This window comes from Burkholderia sp. HAN2018 (assembly GCF_024704855.1).
In the GTDB taxonomy this organism is placed as follows: domain Bacteria; phylum Pseudomonadota; class Gammaproteobacteria; order Burkholderiales; family Burkholderiaceae; genus Burkholderia; species Burkholderia cepacia.
Genome location: NZ_QOBB01000036.1, coordinates 11,351 through 29,127, shown reverse-complemented (window position 1 = coordinate 29,127; position 17,777 = coordinate 11,351). Strand labels below are relative to the sequence as shown.

At 67.6% G+C, this 17,777-nt stretch carries 13 protein-coding genes; 12 read left to right on the top strand and 1 reads right to left on the bottom strand.

The window, feature by feature from the left end; all coding sequences use genetic code 11:
* Nucleotides 1-246 precede the first annotated feature (246 nt).
* From DPV74_RS12020 to DPV74_RS12010, 3 genes are read left to right on the top strand one after another with little or no spacing between them, the layout of a single operon-like run.
* Nucleotides 247-1,638 carry an APC family permease gene (locus DPV74_RS12020; RefSeq protein WP_027792123.1) on the top strand — a complete coding sequence of 464 codons (1,392 nt, stop codon included), beginning with the start codon at nt 247-249 and terminating at the stop codon, nt 1,636-1,638.
* 50 nt (nt 1,639-1,688) lie between these two features.
* Nucleotides 1,689-3,086, top strand: coding sequence for an aspartate aminotransferase family protein (locus DPV74_RS12015; protein ID WP_119337229.1), 1,398 nt, complete (start codon nt 1,689-1,691; stop codon nt 3,084-3,086).
* A 36-nt stretch (nt 3,087-3,122) separates the two neighbouring features.
* Nucleotides 3,123-4,562 (top strand): aldehyde dehydrogenase family protein, encoded by a 1,440-nt coding sequence (locus tag DPV74_RS12010; RefSeq protein WP_119337228.1) that lies wholly within the window; start codon nt 3,123-3,125, stop codon nt 4,560-4,562.
* Nucleotides 4,563-4,738: 176 nt separating this feature from the next.
* Here the strand turns inward: DPV74_RS12010 and DPV74_RS12005 are convergent, their stop codons facing one another.
* Entirely contained in the window at nt 4,739-5,593 is an 855-nt protein-coding gene (locus tag DPV74_RS12005) for a FadR/GntR family transcriptional regulator (RefSeq protein ID WP_027792120.1), read from the bottom strand.
* 228 nt (nt 5,594-5,821) lie between these two features.
* On the opposite strand from DPV74_RS12005, the gene DPV74_RS12000 reads away from it, so the two are divergent.
* The 9 genes from DPV74_RS12000 to DPV74_RS11960 all read left to right on the top strand — a co-directional run bounded on the left by DPV74_RS12000 (nt 5,822) and on the right by DPV74_RS11960 (nt 17,723).
* Nucleotides 5,822-7,030: an ABC transporter substrate-binding protein gene (locus DPV74_RS12000; RefSeq protein WP_027792119.1), complete on the top strand. Its 1,209-nt coding sequence runs from the start codon at nt 5,822-5,824 to the stop codon at nt 7,028-7,030.
* Nucleotides 7,031-7,099: 69 nt separating this feature from the next.
* Nucleotides 7,100-7,960: a branched-chain amino acid ABC transporter permease gene (locus DPV74_RS11995; RefSeq protein WP_027792118.1), complete on the top strand. Its 861-nt coding sequence runs from the start codon at nt 7,100-7,102 to the stop codon at nt 7,958-7,960.
* A complete protein-coding gene (locus DPV74_RS11990) occupies nt 7,957-9,000 on the top strand; it encodes a branched-chain amino acid ABC transporter permease (protein WP_119337227.1) in 1,044 nt (347 codons plus the stop codon). The genes DPV74_RS11995 and DPV74_RS11990 overlap by 4 nt, the downstream gene beginning before the upstream one ends.
* Nucleotides 8,997-9,764 carry an ABC transporter ATP-binding protein gene (locus DPV74_RS11985; protein WP_060198764.1) on the top strand — a complete coding sequence of 256 codons (768 nt, stop codon included), beginning with the start codon at nt 8,997-8,999 and terminating at the stop codon, nt 9,762-9,764. Before DPV74_RS11990 ends, DPV74_RS11985 begins: the two co-directional genes overlap by 4 nt.
* Complete coding sequence (locus DPV74_RS11980) at nt 9,761-10,462, top strand: ABC transporter ATP-binding protein (protein ID WP_119337226.1); 702 nt, start codon at nt 9,761-9,763, stop codon at nt 10,460-10,462. The genes DPV74_RS11985 and DPV74_RS11980 overlap by 4 nt, the downstream gene beginning before the upstream one ends.
* 34 nt (nt 10,463-10,496) lie before the next feature.
* Entirely contained in the window at nt 10,497-11,786 is a 1,290-nt protein-coding gene (locus DPV74_RS11975) for a Zn-dependent hydrolase (protein WP_119337225.1), read from the top strand.
* Nucleotides 11,783-13,285 (top strand): M81 family metallopeptidase, encoded by a 1,503-nt coding sequence (locus DPV74_RS11970; protein WP_119337224.1) that lies wholly within the window; start codon nt 11,783-11,785, stop codon nt 13,283-13,285. The genes DPV74_RS11975 and DPV74_RS11970 overlap by 4 nt, the downstream gene beginning before the upstream one ends.
* Nucleotides 13,286-13,412: 127 nt before the next feature.
* Complete coding sequence (locus DPV74_RS11965) at nt 13,413-14,600, top strand: beta-propeller fold lactonase family protein (RefSeq protein ID WP_119337223.1); 1,188 nt, start codon at nt 13,413-13,415, stop codon at nt 14,598-14,600.
* Nucleotides 14,601-15,038: 438 nt separating this feature from the next.
* Nucleotides 15,039-17,723: a glycoside hydrolase domain-containing protein gene (locus DPV74_RS11960; RefSeq protein ID WP_119337222.1), complete on the top strand. Its 2,685-nt coding sequence runs from the start codon at nt 15,039-15,041 to the stop codon at nt 17,721-17,723.
* The last annotated feature ends 54 nt before the right edge of the window (nt 17,724-17,777 follow it).

The window sequence follows — 17,777 nt, the reverse complement described above, 5'->3', positions numbered from 1 at the left end:
TGACGGGGCGACTGGGTCGCGTAGAACATAGCCGGAATGTCCGCAAAACGCCAGTGCGGCACAGCACCATGCATGACGCGCCGACGCGATACGCGGCCGGGTGTCCGGAAATATCCCCCGATTACGTCCGCATTTCTCATTCGTGGCGGAATTTTTGGCGCACCACACTTTCTTCCAGTCGTGCGCCGCCGGCCGCGCCGGGCGAACGAGTGTTGAAGCCGTGAACGCCACCTACGTGAGGACAGCATGGACAACGACAGCCCCGGTCGATACGCATCGGCCGCCGCGACACAGGACTTCGCAGCGCACGCGTTTCGCAGCGACGCGGACGACCGCCGCAAACCGCACCTGCTCGGCCTCGCGACGCTGGTGATCTTCGGCCTCGCGTACATGCTGCCGATGACGGTGTTTACGACCTACGGGCTCGTCACGAGCGAGACGAACGGGCACCTGACGGCCGCGTATGCGGTCACGCTGGTCGCGATGCTGTTCACCGCGCGCAGCTATGGCCACATGGCGCGGCTGATGCCGAGCGCCGGGTCCGCCTATACGTTCGCGAGCCGCAATTTCGGCACGTCGGCCGGCTTCATGGTCGGCTGGGCGCTGCTGATGGACTACCTGTTCATCCCGATGATCAGCTACCTCGCGATCGGCATCTACATGAAGCAGATTTTTCCGATGGTGCCGGCCAGCGTATGGATCGTCGGGAGCATTGCGCTGATCACCGGGCTGAACATCGTCGGCATCCGGCTCGTCAATCGCGTGAACCTGATCCTCATCGCGAGCCAGCTCGTGTTCATCGCGATCTTCGTCATCGCATCGGCGCGGGTCGCGGCAGGCGAGGGGCTGTCGATGGCCGTCGCGCTGCCGTCGTCGGGCGATGCGCGCGCGATCTTCGCCGGGTCCGCGATCCTGTGCCTGTCGTTCCTCGGCTTCGACGCGGTCACCACGCTGTCGGAGGAAACGCGCGAGCCGAAGCGCACGGTGCCGCGCGCGATCCTGCTCTGCACGCTGGCGAGCGGCGTGCTGTTCATGCTGATCGCGTATGTCGGGCAGGTGGTGTTTCCCGACTGGCACGCATTCAAGGATCTCGATTCGGCCAGCCTCGAGCTGATGCGGCGCATCGGCGGCGGCACGCTGTCGGCGTTCTTCGTCGCCGTGTACGTGGCCGGCTGTTTCGCGAGCGCGATGGCCGGGCAGGCGAGCGTGACGCGCGTGCTGTTCGCGATGGGCCGCGACCGGGTGCTGCCCGAACGCGTGTTCGGCCACCTGCATGCGCGGCTGCGCACGCCGGTGCGCGCGACGCTCGCGGTCGGCGTCGTGTCGCTGTCCGCGCTGTTCGTCACGCTCGATCTCGCGTCGACGATGATCAGCTTCGGCGCGCTCGTCGCGTTCGCGATCGTCAACCTGTGCGTGATGCGCAGTTATCTGTGCCGCGCCGAGCATCGCCGCTTCGCGGGCTGGATCACGTTCGGCGTGATGCCGGCGCTCGGTTTCGCGATGAACGTGTGGCTCTGGTCGGGGCTGTCGCGCCAGACGTTCTACGTCGGCATCGGCTGGCTCGTGCTCGGGCTCTGCCAGCTCGCATGGCTGACGCGCGGTTTCACGCGCCCCGCGCCGACGCTGTCGATGAACTGAATGACCGGGCGCGCCGCGCCGGACCTGAAACCCTGAAGGAGGAGTGAACCATGAACGCTGTTGACGTCAATCTCGATGCGGACCTGCAGGCGCTCGGCAAGCGCCACCTGCTGATGCATTTCACGCACGCCGATGCGTATCGCGACCATGCGCTGACCGTGTTCGACCGCGGCGAAGGCTGCTGGCTCGTCGACCGCCACGGCAAGCGCTACTTCGATGCGCTGGCCGGGCTGTACTGCGTGCAGGTCGGCTACAGCCACGGCGCGGAAATCGGCGACGCGATCCGCGAGCAGATGGTGCGGCTGCCGTTCGCGACCAACTGGGGTGTCGGCCACGAGCCGGCGATCACGCTCGCGCACAAGCTCGCGACGCTCGCGCCGGAGGGGCTGAACCGCGTGTTCTTCACGTCGAGCGGCTCGGAGTCGAACGAAGCGGCGATCAAGCTGGTGCGCCAGTATCACCAGTCGCGCGGCGAGCCGCAGCGGCGCAAGTTCATCGCGCGGCGCGTCGCGTATCACGGCACGTCGTTCGGCGCGCTCGCGCTGAACGGGATGACGAACTTCCGCAAGCATTTCGAGCCGCTGATGTCGGGCGTGCGACACGTGGGCAACACGAAACGCTACGGCCGCCCGGCGGGCGAGACGGAAGCGCAGTTCACGCGCCATCTGCTCGACGAGATCGAGTCGCTGATCGTGCAGGAAGGCCCGGATACCGTCGCCGCGATCGTCGTCGAGCCGCTGCAGAACGCGGGCGGCAGCCTGACGCCGCCGGCCGGCTACACGGCCGGGCTGCGCGACATCTGCGACCGGCACGGCGTGCTGCTCGTCGCCGACGAAGTGATCTGCGGGTTCGGACGGCTCGGCGAATATTTCGGCTCCGCGCGCTACGGGCTGAAGCCGGACATCATCACGTTCGCGAAAGGCATCGCGTCGGGCTACGTGCCGCTCGGCGGCGTGATCGCGAGCGACGCGGTCGTCGAAACGATCCTCGACGGCCCGCAGCAGATGTTCCTGCACGGCGCGACTTACGGCGGCCATCCGGTCGCGTGCACGGCCGCGCTCGCGAACCTCGCGATCATGGAGCGCGAAGGCGTGCTCGAGAACGTCCGACGCAACGAAGCGGTGTTCCGCCAGACCGTCGACGGCCTGCTCGAACTGCCGTGCGTCGGCGACGTGCGCGGCGACGGCTACCACTACTCGCTCGAACTCGTGACCGACAAGGCCGCGCGCCGCTGGGCGGCAGGCATCAGCGCGCAGGCGTTCGTGTCGACGCTGCTCGCGCCCGCGATCTTCGACGCGGGGCTGCTGTGCCGCGCGGGCGTCGATCACGAAGGCACGCCGATCGTGCAGTTCTCGCCGCCGCTCGTGATGTCGCGCGACGAAATCGTGTGGTTCGTCGCGCAGATCCGCGACATCCTCGTCGACACCTTCGCGCGCGCGACGCGCTGAGCACGACACCGGCATCCGTCACAAGAGGAGCATTCGATGCGAACGTCACAACAGTCCTATATCGACGGCCAGTGGCTCGACCCGGCCGATGCGAAGGCGATCGACGTGATCGACCCGAGCACGGCGCGGCCGTATGCGCAGCTCAGGATCGGCGGCGCGGCCGACGTCGACCGTGCGGTGGGCGCGGCCCGGCAGGCCTTCGACACGTATTCGCGCTGGCCGGTGAGCGAGCGCGTCGCGCTGCTGCGGCGCGTGCTCGAGATCTACCAGCGCCGCTACGAGGAGGTCGCGCGGACGATCAGCCAGGAGATGGGCGCACCGATCGCATTCGGACGCGCGATGCAGGCGGCGGTCGGCACCGCGCACCTCGAGCAGACGATCCGCGCGCTGCAGTCGTTCCGCTTCAGCACGCAGACCGATTCGCTGCTGGTGTCGCACGAGCCGATCGGCGTGTGCGCGCTGATCACGCCATGGAACTGGCCGATCAACCAGATCGTGTGCAAGGTCGCGCCGGCGCTCGCGGCCGGCTGCACGATGGTGCTCAAGCCGAGCGAGATCGCGCCGTTCAGCGCGATCCTGTTCGCGGAGATCCTGCACGAAGCCGGCGTGCCGCCGGGCGTGTTCAACCTCGTGCACGGTTACGGGCACGAAGTGGGCGACGCGCTGTCGCGGCATCCGGACGTCGACATGGTGTCGTTCACCGGTTCGACGCGCGCGGGTGTCGAGGTCGCGAAGGCGGCCGCCGATACCGTGAAGCGCGTGCACCAGGAACTCGGCAGCAAGAGCCCGAACCTGATCCTGCCCGATGCCGACATCGAGGATGCGGTCACGCGCGGTGCGCGCAGTTGCTTCAGCAACAGCGGACAGTCGTGCAACGCGCCGACGCGGATGTTCGTGCATGTCGACCACCTTGCCGTAGCCGAGGCCGCGGCGCGCAACGAGGCGGCGCGCACCGTCGTCGGCGATCCGCGTTCGACGGAAACGGGTATCGGGCCGGTCGTCAGCCGCACGCAGTTCGACCGCATCCAGCAGCTGATCCAGTGCGGGATCGACGAAGGCGCGACGCTCGTTGCCGGTGGCACCGGTCGGCCCGACGGGCTCGGAGACGGCTTCTACGTGAAGCCGACGGTGTTCTCGAACGTCACGCCCGGCATGACGATCGCGCGCGAGGAAATCTTCGGGCCGGTGCTGTCGATCCTGACCTACCGCACCGAGGACGAGGCGATCGCGCTCGCGAACGATTCGGTCTACGGGCTTGCGGCATACGTGCAGACGAAGGACCCGGCACGTGCGCGCCGGGTCGCGGCACGGCTGCGGGTCGGCAATGTCCACATCAACTACCCGCCATGGAATCCGGCTGCGCCGTTCGGCGGCTACAAGCGCTCGGGCAACGGCCGCGAGTATGCGGAGTTCGGCCTCGTCGAATATCTGGAGACGAAGGGCACGACGGGGTACACGGAAGGCGGCGTGCGTTGACGATCCCGATCGCCCGGGTACACCACGAGACGAATACGTTCCGGCCGGTGCCGACGCCGCTCGCGGCGTTCGGCCGCAACGGTGCGCAACGGCGCGTCATCGGCATTCGCGGCGCGGTAGGGGTATTCAGGCCGCCGCGAAGCAGTCGGCCTTGAATCGACCGCGCCGGCCGACGCTCAGTCCTCTTCGGGATCCGTTGCGGCCGCATCGGGTCCCGCAATGTGAGCGGCAGCCCGCCTGCGGATCTCGGAGTCGAGGATCAGGCGCCCGCGCAGCTTGCCTTTCATCCGCTTCACATGCTTGGGCGCGTCGGTCATGTGCTCGACCATCAGCGCACGCACGCGCTCGGCATCGCGCTCGCGTGCGGCCTGCAGGATCGCCTTGTGGATCGAAACGTTTGCTTCGCCGAACCGCTTGTGCTCGACGAGCGGCGTGTCGTTCCGGAACTCGATCAACTGCCGGATCATCTCGTTGATCAGCTCGCAGCTGAATCGCAGGAACGGGTTCGGGTTCGCGGCTGCGAGGATGTCGTGGAACGTCGTGTCCTCCTGCCGCTGGCGCAGCATGTGGCCGCGGTCGTGCATACCCGAGCCGCCATCACAACACGCGATGTTCGCCTCCAGCGCCGCGAAGTCGCGCTCGGTCAGGTGCGGCACGGCGCCCGCCGCCAGCTCGGGTTCGAGCAGTTGGCGCACCGTATAGATGTCGTCGATCGTCACGTCCTTGAAGAACAGGTAGTTCTGCAGCAGCTGCAGCGTGCGGTCGAGCGGCACCTCGACGACCATCCCGCCGCCCGTCGGCCCCGTCGTGACCTTGATGAGCCCCTGCACCTCGAGCGACTTCAGCGCCTCGCGGATCGTGCTCTTGCTCACCGCATAGAGCTGCTGCAGCTCGGCTTCACGCGGGAGGCGGTCGCCCGGCTTCAGGTCCTTCTCGGTGATCAGCCGCTTGATCTCCTCGGCGACGAGGTCGGCCCGCTTCGGCTGCTTGATTTCGACTGCGAGGCCCGCCCTGGCTCGGTCCATGACCATCTTCACGACTCCTTTGTCTGACTGCGCGCCGCGTCATCGTCGACGATCCGTTCCGGCGCGAGTACGGAATTTTGCCTGATTGACACTAATTTTGATCAACTCTAGCATCAGGTTCATTCTATTTATCATGATAAATAGGATCAACCGGCGGCGCGCATCCTGCAGGGCGTGGGCACGGTTTGGCAGTCGGTCGCATCGCGTGTGTCCCCCATTATCAGGAGCGTCAACTTGAATCGCCGAGAACTGTTGAAACTGGCCGCACTGTCGGCCGTGCCGGGTGCGCTCGGCAGCATGTCGTCCCGTGCCGCGTTCGCGCAGGGTTCGCCCATCCAGCTTGCGTGCCCGGTGCCGATGTCGGGGCCGTTCGCCGCCAACGGCAAGTACGCCGATCTTGGCATGCAGCTCGTCGTCAAGCAGTACGGCAAGGTCCTCGGGATGCCGCTGGCCTATACGGCGCTCGACACCGAGGGCAAGCCCGCGACCGCTGTGCGGCGTGTGCAGGAGATCGCGCAGCAGAAGGGCGTGCGCTTCTTCGCGGGCGGCATCCTGTCGTCCGAATCGCTGGCGATGGGCAAGGAAGTCCAGAAGGCGGACGGCGTGTTCATCACGACGGCCGGCGCGGACGAAATCACCGGCAAGGATTGCAATGCCGCGACGTTCCGCTGGTCGGTGCCGACCTTCGGCGCGATCGAGCAGACGGTGCGCCCGTTGATCCAGATGCTGCCGAAGGCGAAGCGTTGGTACACGATCACGCCGCAATACGTGTTCGGCGACGGCCTGCTGTCGGCCGCGAAAGCGATCTTCAAGGAGAAGGGCATCGAGCATGTCGGCAACAGCTACCACTCGCTCGCAGAGAAGGAATTCAGCGGCTACCTGACGAATGCGGTGGCCGCGCAGCCGGACGTGCTGCTGATCCTGAACTTCGGCTCGCAATCGTCGGATACGTTGCGCCAGGCCGTCAGCTTCGGGATGAAGCGCAACTGCACGATCCTGCTCGCGTGGGCGTCGGGCCTCGAACAGTTCGAGGCGCTCGGGCCCGACATCTGCGACGGCGTGTATTTCGGCGCGCAGTACTGGCACGGCATCGATTCGCCGCTGAACCGCGATCTGGTGAAGCGCACGAACGCCGCGTTCAAGGCGAACCCGAACTACAGCCTCGCGGGGTCGTACATCTGCTCGAAGATCTTGGTCGACGCGATGTTGAAGGCCGGCAGTGCCGATCCGAAGAAGGTCGTTGCGGCGATGGAGGGCATGAAGTACGACGGCCTCACGGGCCCGGAGGAAATCCGCAAGGGCGACCACCAGGTGCTGAAGAACTATTACCTGCTGAAGGGCAAGCCGAAGGGCCGGATGAAGAGCGCGGACGACTATGCCGACATCGTCAGCTCGGGCCAGTCGTTCCTGCCGATCGACAAGACGGGCTGCAAGCTCGCGTGACGCTATGCATGCGTCCGCGGCCGTCGTGCGCCGCGGACGTCCGTTACCTTCCTTTCTGACACGGAAGCCATGAACGTCTATCTGCTGCAGATCGTCAACGGCATCGGCGTGGGCATGTTGTATTTCCTGCTCGCCGTCGGCCTGTCGATCGTGTTCGGCCTGCTGCGCTTCGTGAATTTCGCTCACGGCGCGTTCTACCTGCTCGGCGCATATCTCTGCTACCAGGCGCTGCAATGGTCGGCGAATTTCTGGGTCGCGCTCGCGGTCGTGCCGCTCGTCGTCGGCGCGTTCGCGTGGATCGTCGAGAAGCTCGTGCTGCGTCACGTGTATGCGCAACAGCACGAATTCCACATTCTCGCGACCGTCGGGCTCGCGCTCGTGCTGCAGGAGTGCGCGATCCTCGCATGGGGCCCGCTCGGCGACAACGTGCCGCCGCCCGACGCGCTGAACGGCGTCGTGATCTGGGGCGGCTTCGTCTACCCGAAATACCGGCTGTTCGTGATCGGGTTCACGGCCGTGCTCGCCGCGTTGCTGTGGTGGGTGCTCGAAGGCACGCGGCTCGGCAGTACGGTGCGCGCGGGCAGCGAATCGACGGAGATGGTATCGCTGCTCGGCATCAACGTGACGCGCGTGTTCAGTCTCGTGTTCGCGCTCGGCGCGGCGACGGCGGCACTCGCGGGCGTGCTCGCCGCACCGATCCGCGGCGTCGATCCGTTCATGGGCATCGAGGCGCTCGGCGTCGCGTTCGTCGTGGTCGTGGTCGGCGGGATGGGGAATTTTCTCGGAGCGCTCGTGGGCGGGTTGCTGGTCGGTATCGTGCAGAGCCTGATGAGCACGCTGTGGCCGGAAGGCGCACGCTTGATGATCTATGTCGCGATGGCTGCCGTGCTGCTGTTGCGTCCGAACGGGTTGCTGGGGAGGGCCGCATGATCGAATCGTCGAAACCGCTGCCGTCGGGAGCGGCAGTCTCGCAGCGCGTGCCTGCATGGCGCTCTGCGTTGCAACGCCCGGAGGGCTGGCTCGCGGTGGCCGTCGTGTGCGTGCTGCCGGTCGCGCTGAGCTCGGGCTCGCTCGCGACCGAAGTGCTGGTGTTCGCGCTCGCCGCGCTCGGCTGCAACCTGCTGCTGGGCTATACGGGGCTGTTGTCATTCGGGCAGGGCATCTTCTTCGGGCTCGGCAGCTACGCGGCGGGGCTGGTGCTGACGCATGGCGTCGCATCGGTGACCGCTGCGCTCGCTGCAGCCACCGTGCTCGGAGCCGTCGCGGCGGTGCTCGTCGGCTGGTTCTCGATCCGGCAGCGTGGCACCTACTTCGTGATGCTGACGCTCGCGTTCGGGCAGCTGTTCTACTTTCTCGCCTACACGACGCCGGACGTCACGGGCGGCGACAACGGGCTGCTCGACATCCCGCGTCCCGCGCTCGCCGCGTTCGGGCATCCGCTCGTTTCACTCGATTCGCCGTGGCGCTACTACGGCTTCGTCGCGGTGCTGTTTGTCGCGGTGTTCTGGCTGCTGTTGCGCGTGTCGCGCTCCGTGTTCGGCCGCACGCTGCTCGCGATCCGCGACAACGAGGCGCGCGCGGCGGCGGCCGGCTACGACGTGAAGCGCTTCAAGCTTGCGGCGTTCGTGCTTTCGGGGGCGGTCACGGGTTTCGCGGGTGCGCTGCACGCGTTGATGACGGGCATCGCGCCGCTGTCGAACATCGACTATCACACGAGCGAGATGATCCTCGTGATGACGGTGATCGGCGGCACGGGCAACCTGTTCGCGTCGGTGCTCGGCGCGGCATTCTACGTGCTGTTCGCGGACTGGCTGTCGACGCTGTGGCCGCGCTGGCTGCTGCTGCTCGGCCTCGTGCTGATCGCGGTCAGCCTGTTCATGCAGCGCGGGTTGTGGGGATTGGGTGAACGCGTCGTGGCGTCGCTGCGGCGCGGCGGACGCACGGCGGCGACGAGCGAGGAGCGGCAATGAGCGAAGCGATTCTCGAAGCGCGCGGCATCGTCAAGCGCTACGGCAAGTTCACGGCGCTGGGCGGCGTCGATCTGCGGATCATGCCGCGCACCGTGCATTCGGTGATCGGGCCGAACGGCGCCGGCAAGACGACACTGTTCCATACGTTGACGGGCACGCTGCCGATCACGTCGGGCTCGATCCTGTTCGACGGTCACGACGTGTCGCGCGAACCCGATCACAAGCGCGTGCGGCGCGGCATCGCGCGCTCGTTCCAGGTGACGAGCCTGTTTCCGAACCTGAGCGTGCGCGAGAACCTGCGGGTTGCCGCGCAGGGCGTCGAATCGCGGCGCGCGCTGAATCCGTGGACGCCGCCGCGCGGTGCGCTTGCGCACGACGGCATCGTCGACGACGTGCTCGAGCGGCTCGGCCTGCAGCGCTTCACCGATACGGCGGCCGGCGTGCTGTCGCACGGCCAGCAGCGCCGGCTCGAGGTCGGGATGGCGCTGGCGGCGCGACCGCGCGCGATCTTTCTCGATGAGCCGACGTCGGGCATGGGGATCGACGATCTCGACGACATGAAGGCACTGATCCGCGGCCTGCGCGACGACTACACGGTCGTGCTGATCGAACACAACATGGGCATCGTGATGGACATCTCGGACACGATTACGGTGATGCAGCAGGGCCGCGTGCTGGTCGAAGGCAAGCCGGATGCGATTCGCGGCGACGAGCGCGTGCGCAGCGCGTATCTCGGCAACATGATCACGGGAGGCCGCGCATGATGCTCGACGTGAAGGAGGTTCATGCGTACTACGGCAAGAGTCACGTGCTGCAGGGCATTTCGCTGAACGTGAACGAAGGCGAGACGGTGACGCTGCTGGGGCGCAACGGTGCGGGCAAGTCGACGACGCTCAAGACCATCGCCGGTGTCGTGGCACCAACCGGTGGCACGGTGACGTTCGTGGGCCGTTCGCTGTCCGGGCAGCCCGCACACCGGATCGCCACACGCGGGCTGTGCTTCGTGCCCGAGCATCGCGGGATTTTCCGGCTGCTGTCGGTCGAGGAAAACCTGCTGCTCGGCGCGCGCCGGGATTCTCCGTGGCAGCTCGACGACATCTACCGGATCTTTCCGCGCCTGAAGGAACGCCGCCGCAACGGCGGCGCGCAGCTGTCGGGCGGCGAACAGCAGATGCTCGCGATCGGACGCGCGCTGATGAACCACCCGCGGCTGCTGATGCTCGACGAGCCGGTCGAGGGGCTCGCGCCGGTGATCGTCGAGGAGATCGTCGCGCAGTTGAAGCAGATCAAGGCGGCCGGCGTCGCGATCCTGCTCGTCGAACAGAACCTCGAAGTGTGCACGCAGCTCGCGGACCGCCACTTCGTGATCGAACAGGGCGTGATCGTCTACGAAGGCAGCAACGCGGAATTCGCCGCCGATCACGAGGTGAAGGACCGTTACCTGGGCGTCGGCGTCGCGTAAGCGCCGTGCCCTTTCATTGCGAGGAATTTCATCGATGCAAGATCAGGATTCGACATCGGGCGTCGCGGCGTCCGGCTTGCGCGTTGACGGCGCGAGGCTGTGGGACAGCCTGATGCGTCTCGCGCGAATCGGCGCGACCGACAAGGGCGGCGTATGCCGCCTCGCGCTCACCGAACTCGATCGCGAGGCGCGCGACCTGTTCGTCGCATGGGCGAAGGAAGCCGGCTGTACGGTGCGTGTCGATGCGATCGGCAACATCTTCGCGCGGCGTGCGGGCGAACGTGACGACCTGCCGCCCGTGGCGACGGGCAGCCATATCGACACGCAGCCGACCGGCGGCAAGTTCGACGGCAACTACGGCGTGCTCGCGGGCCTCGAAGTGCTGCGCACACTCGACGACGCGGGCGTGCGCACGCGTGCGCCGCTCGAGGTCGCCGTCTGGACTAACGAGGAAGGCTCGCGCTTCGTGCCCGTGATGATGGGCTCCGGCGTGTTCGCGGGCGCGTTCACGCTCGACCATGCGCTCGCGCAATGCGACCGCGACGGCGTGTCGGTACGCGACGCGCTGGTTGCGATCGGCTATGCGGGCGATGCGGGCGGCGGGCACGGCGCGCATCCGGTCGGCGCGTATTTCGAAGCGCATATCGAGCAGGGGCCGGTGCTGGAGGCGCACGACACGACGATCGGCGTGGTCGAGGGCGCACTCGGGCAGCGCTGGTACGACGTGACCGTGCACGGCATGGAGGCGCACGCGGGCCCGACGCCGATGGCGTTGCGACGCGACGCGCTGCTGGTCGCGGCCGATCTGGTGCGCGCGGTGAACGCCATTGCGCTCGCGCATCCGCCGCACGGACGCGGCACGGTCGGCTGGGTCGACGTGCACCCGAATTCTCGCAACGTGATTCCCGGCCGTGTGACGCTGACCGTTGACCTGCGTGCAGCCGACGACGCGACGCTGGCGGCGATGGATGCGGAGCTGCATGCAACATGCACCGACCTGGGCGCGGCGGCGGGGATGCGGATCGATATCGAACCGGTCGTGTACTTTCCGCCGCAGCCGTTCGATCCAGCGCTGGTCGAGCAGGTCCGCGCCGGCGCGAGCGCACTCGGGCTGTCGTCGATGAACGTGATCAGCGGTGCGGGCCACGACGCTGTGTATCTCGCGCGCGTTGCGCCGACCGCGATGATCTTCGTGCCGTGCAAGGACGGGATCAGCCACAACGAGATCGAGGACGCCGATCCGGCGCATCTGGAAGCCGGCTGCAACGTGCTGCTGCACGCGATGCTGGGCGCTGCCGGGATCGCGGAGGACTCTGCGCGATGAAGATCCTGATCGCCCGGATGAACCACGAGACGAACACGTTCTCGCCGGTGCCGACGCCGCTCGCCGCGTTCGGCCGCAACGGCCCCGACTGGGGCGACGATGCGTATCGCGCGAATCGCGGGATGCGCACCGCGATGGCCGCGTTCCTCGACGCGGCCGAGCGTGAAGGCGCCGGGATCGTCACGCCCGTGTCGGCGGCCGCGAACCCGAGCGGGCCGGTTGCGGCCGACGCGTATGCGGCGATCTGCGACGCGATCGTCGCGGCCGCGCCCGGCTGCGACGCGGTGATGCTCGACCTGCACGGTGCGATGGTGGCCGAGCAGAGCGCGGACGGCGAGGGCGACCTGCTCGCGCGTGTGCGCGCGGCGCTGCCCGATGCGCCGATCGCGGTCGCGCTCGACCTGCATGCGAACGTCACGCAGAAGATGGTCGATCACGCGGATGTGATCGTCAGTTTCAAGACTTATCCGCACGTCGACATGTACGAGACCGGCGAGCATGCGGCACGGTTGCTATTCGACCGGCTTCACGGTCGCGCGCGGCCCGTGCTCGCATGGCGGCAGCCGCCGCTGATGACGTCGACGCTGCGCAGCGCGAGCGCGGAAGGCGCGATGAAGCGCGCGGTGGAGGCCGCGCGTGCGGCCGAGGCCGACGGGATGCTGGCGGTATCCGTGCTGCCCGGCTTCTCGCTCGCGGACATTCCCGCGCCGTGCATCAGCGTCGTCGTGGTGGCCGACGGCGACCGCGCCGCGGCCGACGCGGCGGCCGAGCGCATCGCACGGCAGATCTGGGACGCGCGCGACGAATTCGTCTATCGCAGCGCGCCGCTCGCCGAATCGGTCGCGCAGGCGGCGGCGCTCGCGCGCGACGCGGATCGCCCCGTGCTGATGCTCGATCACGGCGACAACTGCATGTCGGGCGGCCCGTGCGACACGATGGACCTGCTCGAGGCCGCGCTCGCGCACGGGCTCGACGGCATCGTCAGCGGGCCGCTGTGCGACCCGCAAGCCGTCGCCGCGCTGATCGACGCGGGCGTCGGCGCGACCGTGACGGTGCCGGTCGGCAACCGCCTGCCGTCGCACGGCGGCGTGCGGCGCGAGCCGTTTCGCGCGACCGGCATCGTGCGTGCGCTCACCGACGGCGAATACGTGATCACGGGGCCGACTTACACGGGCCAGCGCGCGTACATGGGTCGCACGGCCGTGCTCGATATCGGCGCGGCCACGCTCGTCATCACCGAGCGTACGCAGGAGCCGTGGGACCTCGGCGTGTTCGAGAGCGTCGGCGTCGATCCGCGCCGCGCACGCTTCCTGCTGCTGAAATCGCGGATGTATTGCCGGCCGGTGTTCGTGCCGATCGCGGCTGCGCTGGTCGAGTGCGACAGCCGCGGCGTGACGGGCTCGGACTACGGGCTGTTTCACTACGAGCGGCTGGCGCGGCCGGTGTATCCGCTCGATGATGTCGGCGAGTGGCCGTCCGGCGCGCGACGGACGGGTTGACCGAAACGAACCGGGTGCGGGACGCCGGATTCGGCGGCTTTCGGGCATCATGCGGTGGTTTCGACCCGTCGAGCAGCAGGGTCGAGCCAACCATTGCATCCGCAACCGATCCGGAGAACCGACCGCCATGCATTCGAATCCTTTCCGCCCGCGCAGCGCGCGCCTGCTCGCCGCGCTGACCCTCGCCACGACGGCCGTTGCCGTGCACGCCGCCGACTGGATCGTGTCCGGCAACGACGGCAAGTACCAGCGCGTCGAGGGCCGCGATACCTATCTCGCGTCGCCGCCCGCCGACACGCTGACGCTGCTCGACGCCAGCACGTTCCCGCCGAAGGTCGCGCGGCAGATCGACGTCGAGAACGGCATCCAGGGGCCGCCGCAGGCCGTCGCGATCACGCCCGACGCGAAGCTCGCGCTTGTCGGCGCGCCGACGCGCTACGACACGGCCGCGAAGCAGCTCGTGTTCGACACGTTCCTGCAGGTCGTGAATCTCGACGCCGCGCCGCCGTCGGTCACGCGCATCGAGCTCGGCACGCATCCGCAGGGGATCGCGATCGACCGCTCGGGCAAGCTCGCGCTCGTCGCGAACGTCGACGGCAGCGTGTCGATCCTTCGCATCGACGGCACGCAGGTGACGCTCGACGGCAGCCTGAAGATCGGCAAGAAGCGGCTGGCCGGGATCAGCTTCACGCACGACGGCAAGCATGCGCTCGTGTCGCTGCGCGACGAGCAGGGCATCGCGGTGCTGAACGTCGACGACGGCAAGGTGACCGACAGCGGGTCGCGCCTGAGCACGGGTGTCGCGCCTTACACGATCGACGTGTCGAGCGACAACCGCTGGGCCGTCGTCAGCAACGTGGGGCTGGCCGGGCTGCCGGGTTATACGGGCACGCTCGCGGGCGATGCCGATTCGGTCGCGCTGATCGACGTGTCGCGCGTGCCGTTCCGCACGGTCCAGTACCTGACGGTGCCGTCGCTGCCGGAAGGTGTCGCGATTTCGCCGGACGGGAAGTGGATCGCCGTGCAGGCGATGGACGGTTCGAACCTGACGGCCGACAATCCGGGCCGCCACAAGATCGGCAAGGTGCTGCTGTTCGAAATCCGTGACGGGCAGGCCGTGAAGGTGAGCGAGGTGCCCGGAGGCGAAGCCGCACAAGGCATCGTGTTCACCGCGGACAGCCGGCACGTGATCGTGCAGTTCAACGTCGAGCGGCAACTGGCGTTCTATGCGGTGGAAGGCGGCAAGCTGCGCGATACGGGCAAGCGGATCGCGCTGACGGGCGGGCCGTCGTCGCTGCGGACGTTGCCGCGCTGACGCGCACGGCATCCGTTCTTCACGTTCATGCGGCGCCCGGGTTCGCCGGGCGCCCGTCAATGCACCTCCCGGTGCGCCGCCGTTGCAACGCAACAAATGGCGGGAATGCATCCCCGAAGCTGCTTAATTCTCGATTGTTTAGTTAAACAAACTGAAAATTCGGGAAACTTCTCGTGGTGAATAAACAGTCGTTACGGCACTGTAAGCCCCTGGGAAGGATGTGACGTTCCCGGAGACAGGGCGGTGAGGCGACGGTTGCGGCAGCAACGATCGTCGCGGGGTATTCGCATGTAACGAGTCAGCGTGACGTCGCCTGGATGGCCAGTCGACGCCACGCCGCGCGGCATCGACGTGCCGCGCAGGGCCGCAAGCCGCGCGGCGTGCCGGACGAGTAAGGCGCCGGAACAATCGTTTTGATTAACGGTACTAAACGAAAAAATGAGACATCCACGACTCTTGCTCGTCGCCGCGCTGACTTGCGCGGCGCTTGCCGCGTGCGGCGGCGACGACGTGAACGGTGTTAAGACGGCCAGCAACGGCGCGGGAGACACGCCGTCGACCGTGCCGCCGACTTCGGACCCCTCCCGGCCGTCGCAGCCCGATCAGCCGGCGCCGCCCAGGCGCACCAACATGCAGCTGACCCGGTTCGTCAATCCGCTCATCGGCACACAGGTCAACTCGGACTCGGGCTACGCGGGCAACGTGAGCCCGGGCGCGATGGTGCCGTTCGGGATGGTGAATTTCGGGCCCAACACGCCGCGCTACAACTTCAACGGCTCGGGCGGTTACCTGTCGACGGGCGGGGCGGGCGGCACGATCGACTTCTTCAGCGTGACGCACCTGAGCGGTGTCGGGTGCCCGGGGCAGGGCACGGTCGCGATGCTGCCGTCCGATGCGGCGAAGGCGATCGCGTCGGGCGGCCGGCCGACCGGAATCGGGTACAGCTATGCGGATGAAACGGCCGAACCCGGGTACTACAAGGTCCGCCTCGCGAACGGCATCGTCACGGAACTGAGCGCGACGGCGCGCTCCGGCATCGCGCGTTTCACGTACACGGACAAGGACAAGGGCTTCTTCTCGATCGACGCGAAGCTGAACGGCAACAGCGATTCGGGCAGCACGAAGGTCACCGCCAGCAACGTCGCGCTGGCGCTCGCGAGCGACGGCAGGTCGATGAGCGGGCAGGCCGTCGCGCCGGCGTTCTGCACGCCGTACGGCACGGTGTGGAACGCGCCCGTGTATTTCTACGCGACCTTCGACAAGCCGCTGCGCAAGCAGGCGGGCACGTCGGCGGTGAATACCGTCAGCAACGGCGCGGCGACGCTGCAATTCGACCTGACCGACACCGACCGCACCGTCACCGTGAAGGTCGGGGTCTCGTCCGTCAGCATCCAGAATGCGCAGGCCAACCTGAAAGCCGAAGGCGAAAAGCTCGCGTTCGACGAGGCGCGCAACAACGCGTCCGGCTTGTGGAACGACCGGCTCAACACGATCCAGATCGACCAGGCCGCCGCGCCCGCATCGCTGAACGCGACGCAGAAGGCGAACCTGACGAAGTTCTACACCGCGCTCTATCGCGTGTTCGGCACGCCGACGCTCTACAGCGACACGAACGGCGAATTCCGCAGCATGCGCCAGCCGAAGAACGCGAGCGGCGGCTATCCGGCGTCGGTCGACCAGACCGGCACCGTGCCGCAGCGCGCGACGGCAAAGGTCGGCGACTACGCGTTCCGGCGCACCGACGGCTCGCAGGGCGGCGCGGGCAACCACTACACGGGCTTCTCGCTGTGGGATACGTACCGGTCGCAGACGCAGTTGCTGGCGCTGCTCGCGCCAAAGGAAACGAGCGACATGATGCAGTCGCTCGTGGTCGACGGGCTTCAGTGCGGTGCATTCCCGCACTGGGTCGACGGCAGCGACGACTCGACGCCGATGGCCGGCGACAACGCGCTGAACGTGATCGCCGGCGCGTACAGGTTCGGCGCGACCGATTTCGATCTGGTGTCGGCCGCGCGGCTGACGAAGCAGTCGGTGTTCGATCCGTCGAGCGCATGCAACGACCGCACGAGCGCAGCGGGGCTCGCCAACTTCCTGACGGCCCACTACCTGTCGCAGGGCGACGACGGTCACTCGTCTTCGGCCACCATCGAGCGCGTGCTGAGCGACCGTTCCGCGGCCGCGTTCCTGCAGGCATTGCCCGCCAGCGTGCTGAACGCGCCGTCGGTCGGCGTGACGCCCGACAACATCGGCACGCTGTACACGCGGGCCGGGTGGTGGCGCAACATCTTCGACTACACGAACAAGGTGATCGCCGCGCGCAATGCGCCGCCGGCCGGCTCGGCGCCCGGCACGCTGGGGACGCTCGTGCAGGGCTCGTTCCATGAATCGACCGAGCCGAACTACTTCTGGACCTTCGCGCAGGACTGGAGCGCGCTGATCGACGCGATCGGCGGCAAGCAGGCGGCCGTCGCGCGGTTGAACACGCTGTTTGCGATCACGACGCCGTTCTCGACCGTGCCGGCCTCCGGCGACCTGAACGGCGGCGAATCGTCCACCGGCCTGTACATCGGCAACGAACCGTCGTTCCAGTCGCCGTGGGGCTACAACTGGGCCGGGCAGCCGAGCGGTGCGCAGTACATCCTGCCGATCATCATGTCGAAGGCGTTCACGACCGCGCGCGACGGGCTGCCGGGCAACGACGACATGGGGGCGACGTCGAGCTGGTACGTGTGGGCGGCACTCGGCATGTTCCCGGTGATTCCGTCGGAAGCGGGGCTCGCGCTGTCCACGCCGCAGTTCAGCGGGATCACCGTCTGGTTCGGCAACGGCAAGACGCTGCGGCTCGAAAGCGACAAGCAGGTGGCGATGGACGGTGCGGGGCACCCGTCGTTTGCGTATATCCAGTCGCTGAAGGTGAACGGCGCGGACTACGCGGGCTCATGGCTGCCGCTGGGCAAGATCGCCAATGGCGGCACGATGAGCTACACGCTGTCGGCGGCGCCGACGCAATGGGCGGCCGCCGACAACCTGACGCCGCCGTCCGGACCGAACGCGGACTATACGCAGATGACGGCAGGCAGTCCGTCGACGGTGATGCGCATGCGCCGGGCCGGCGCGCAGTGAACGTGACCGGCGCGCGCGCGGTTTCGCACCGCGCGCGTGCCCGCGACGATGGCG

Coding starts and splice junctions, on each gene's coding strand:
- DPV74_RS12015 (WP_119337229.1), top strand. CDS start 1,689: ATGAACGCTGTTGACGTCAATCTCGATGCGGACCTGCAGGCGCTCGGC.
- DPV74_RS11960 (WP_119337222.1), top strand. CDS start 15,039: ATGAGACATCCACGACTCTTGCTCGTCGCCGCGCTGACTTGCGCGGCG.
- DPV74_RS11965 (WP_119337223.1), top strand. CDS start 13,413: ATGCATTCGAATCCTTTCCGCCCGCGCAGCGCGCGCCTGCTCGCCGCG.
- DPV74_RS12005 (WP_027792120.1), bottom strand. CDS start 5,593: ATGGTCATGGACCGAGCCAGGGCGGGCCTCGCAGTCGAAATCAAGCAG.
- DPV74_RS11980 (WP_119337226.1), top strand. CDS start 9,761: ATGATGCTCGACGTGAAGGAGGTTCATGCGTACTACGGCAAGAGTCAC.
- DPV74_RS11975 (WP_119337225.1), top strand. CDS start 10,497: ATGCAAGATCAGGATTCGACATCGGGCGTCGCGGCGTCCGGCTTGCGC.
- DPV74_RS11990 (WP_119337227.1), top strand. CDS start 7,957: ATGATCGAATCGTCGAAACCGCTGCCGTCGGGAGCGGCAGTCTCGCAG.
- DPV74_RS12010 (WP_119337228.1), top strand. CDS start 3,123: ATGCGAACGTCACAACAGTCCTATATCGACGGCCAGTGGCTCGACCCG.
- DPV74_RS11985 (WP_060198764.1), top strand. CDS start 8,997: ATGAGCGAAGCGATTCTCGAAGCGCGCGGCATCGTCAAGCGCTACGGC.
- DPV74_RS11970 (WP_119337224.1), top strand. CDS start 11,783: ATGAAGATCCTGATCGCCCGGATGAACCACGAGACGAACACGTTCTCG.
- DPV74_RS12020 (WP_027792123.1), top strand. CDS start 247: ATGGACAACGACAGCCCCGGTCGATACGCATCGGCCGCCGCGACACAG.
- DPV74_RS11995 (WP_027792118.1), top strand. CDS start 7,100: ATGAACGTCTATCTGCTGCAGATCGTCAACGGCATCGGCGTGGGCATG.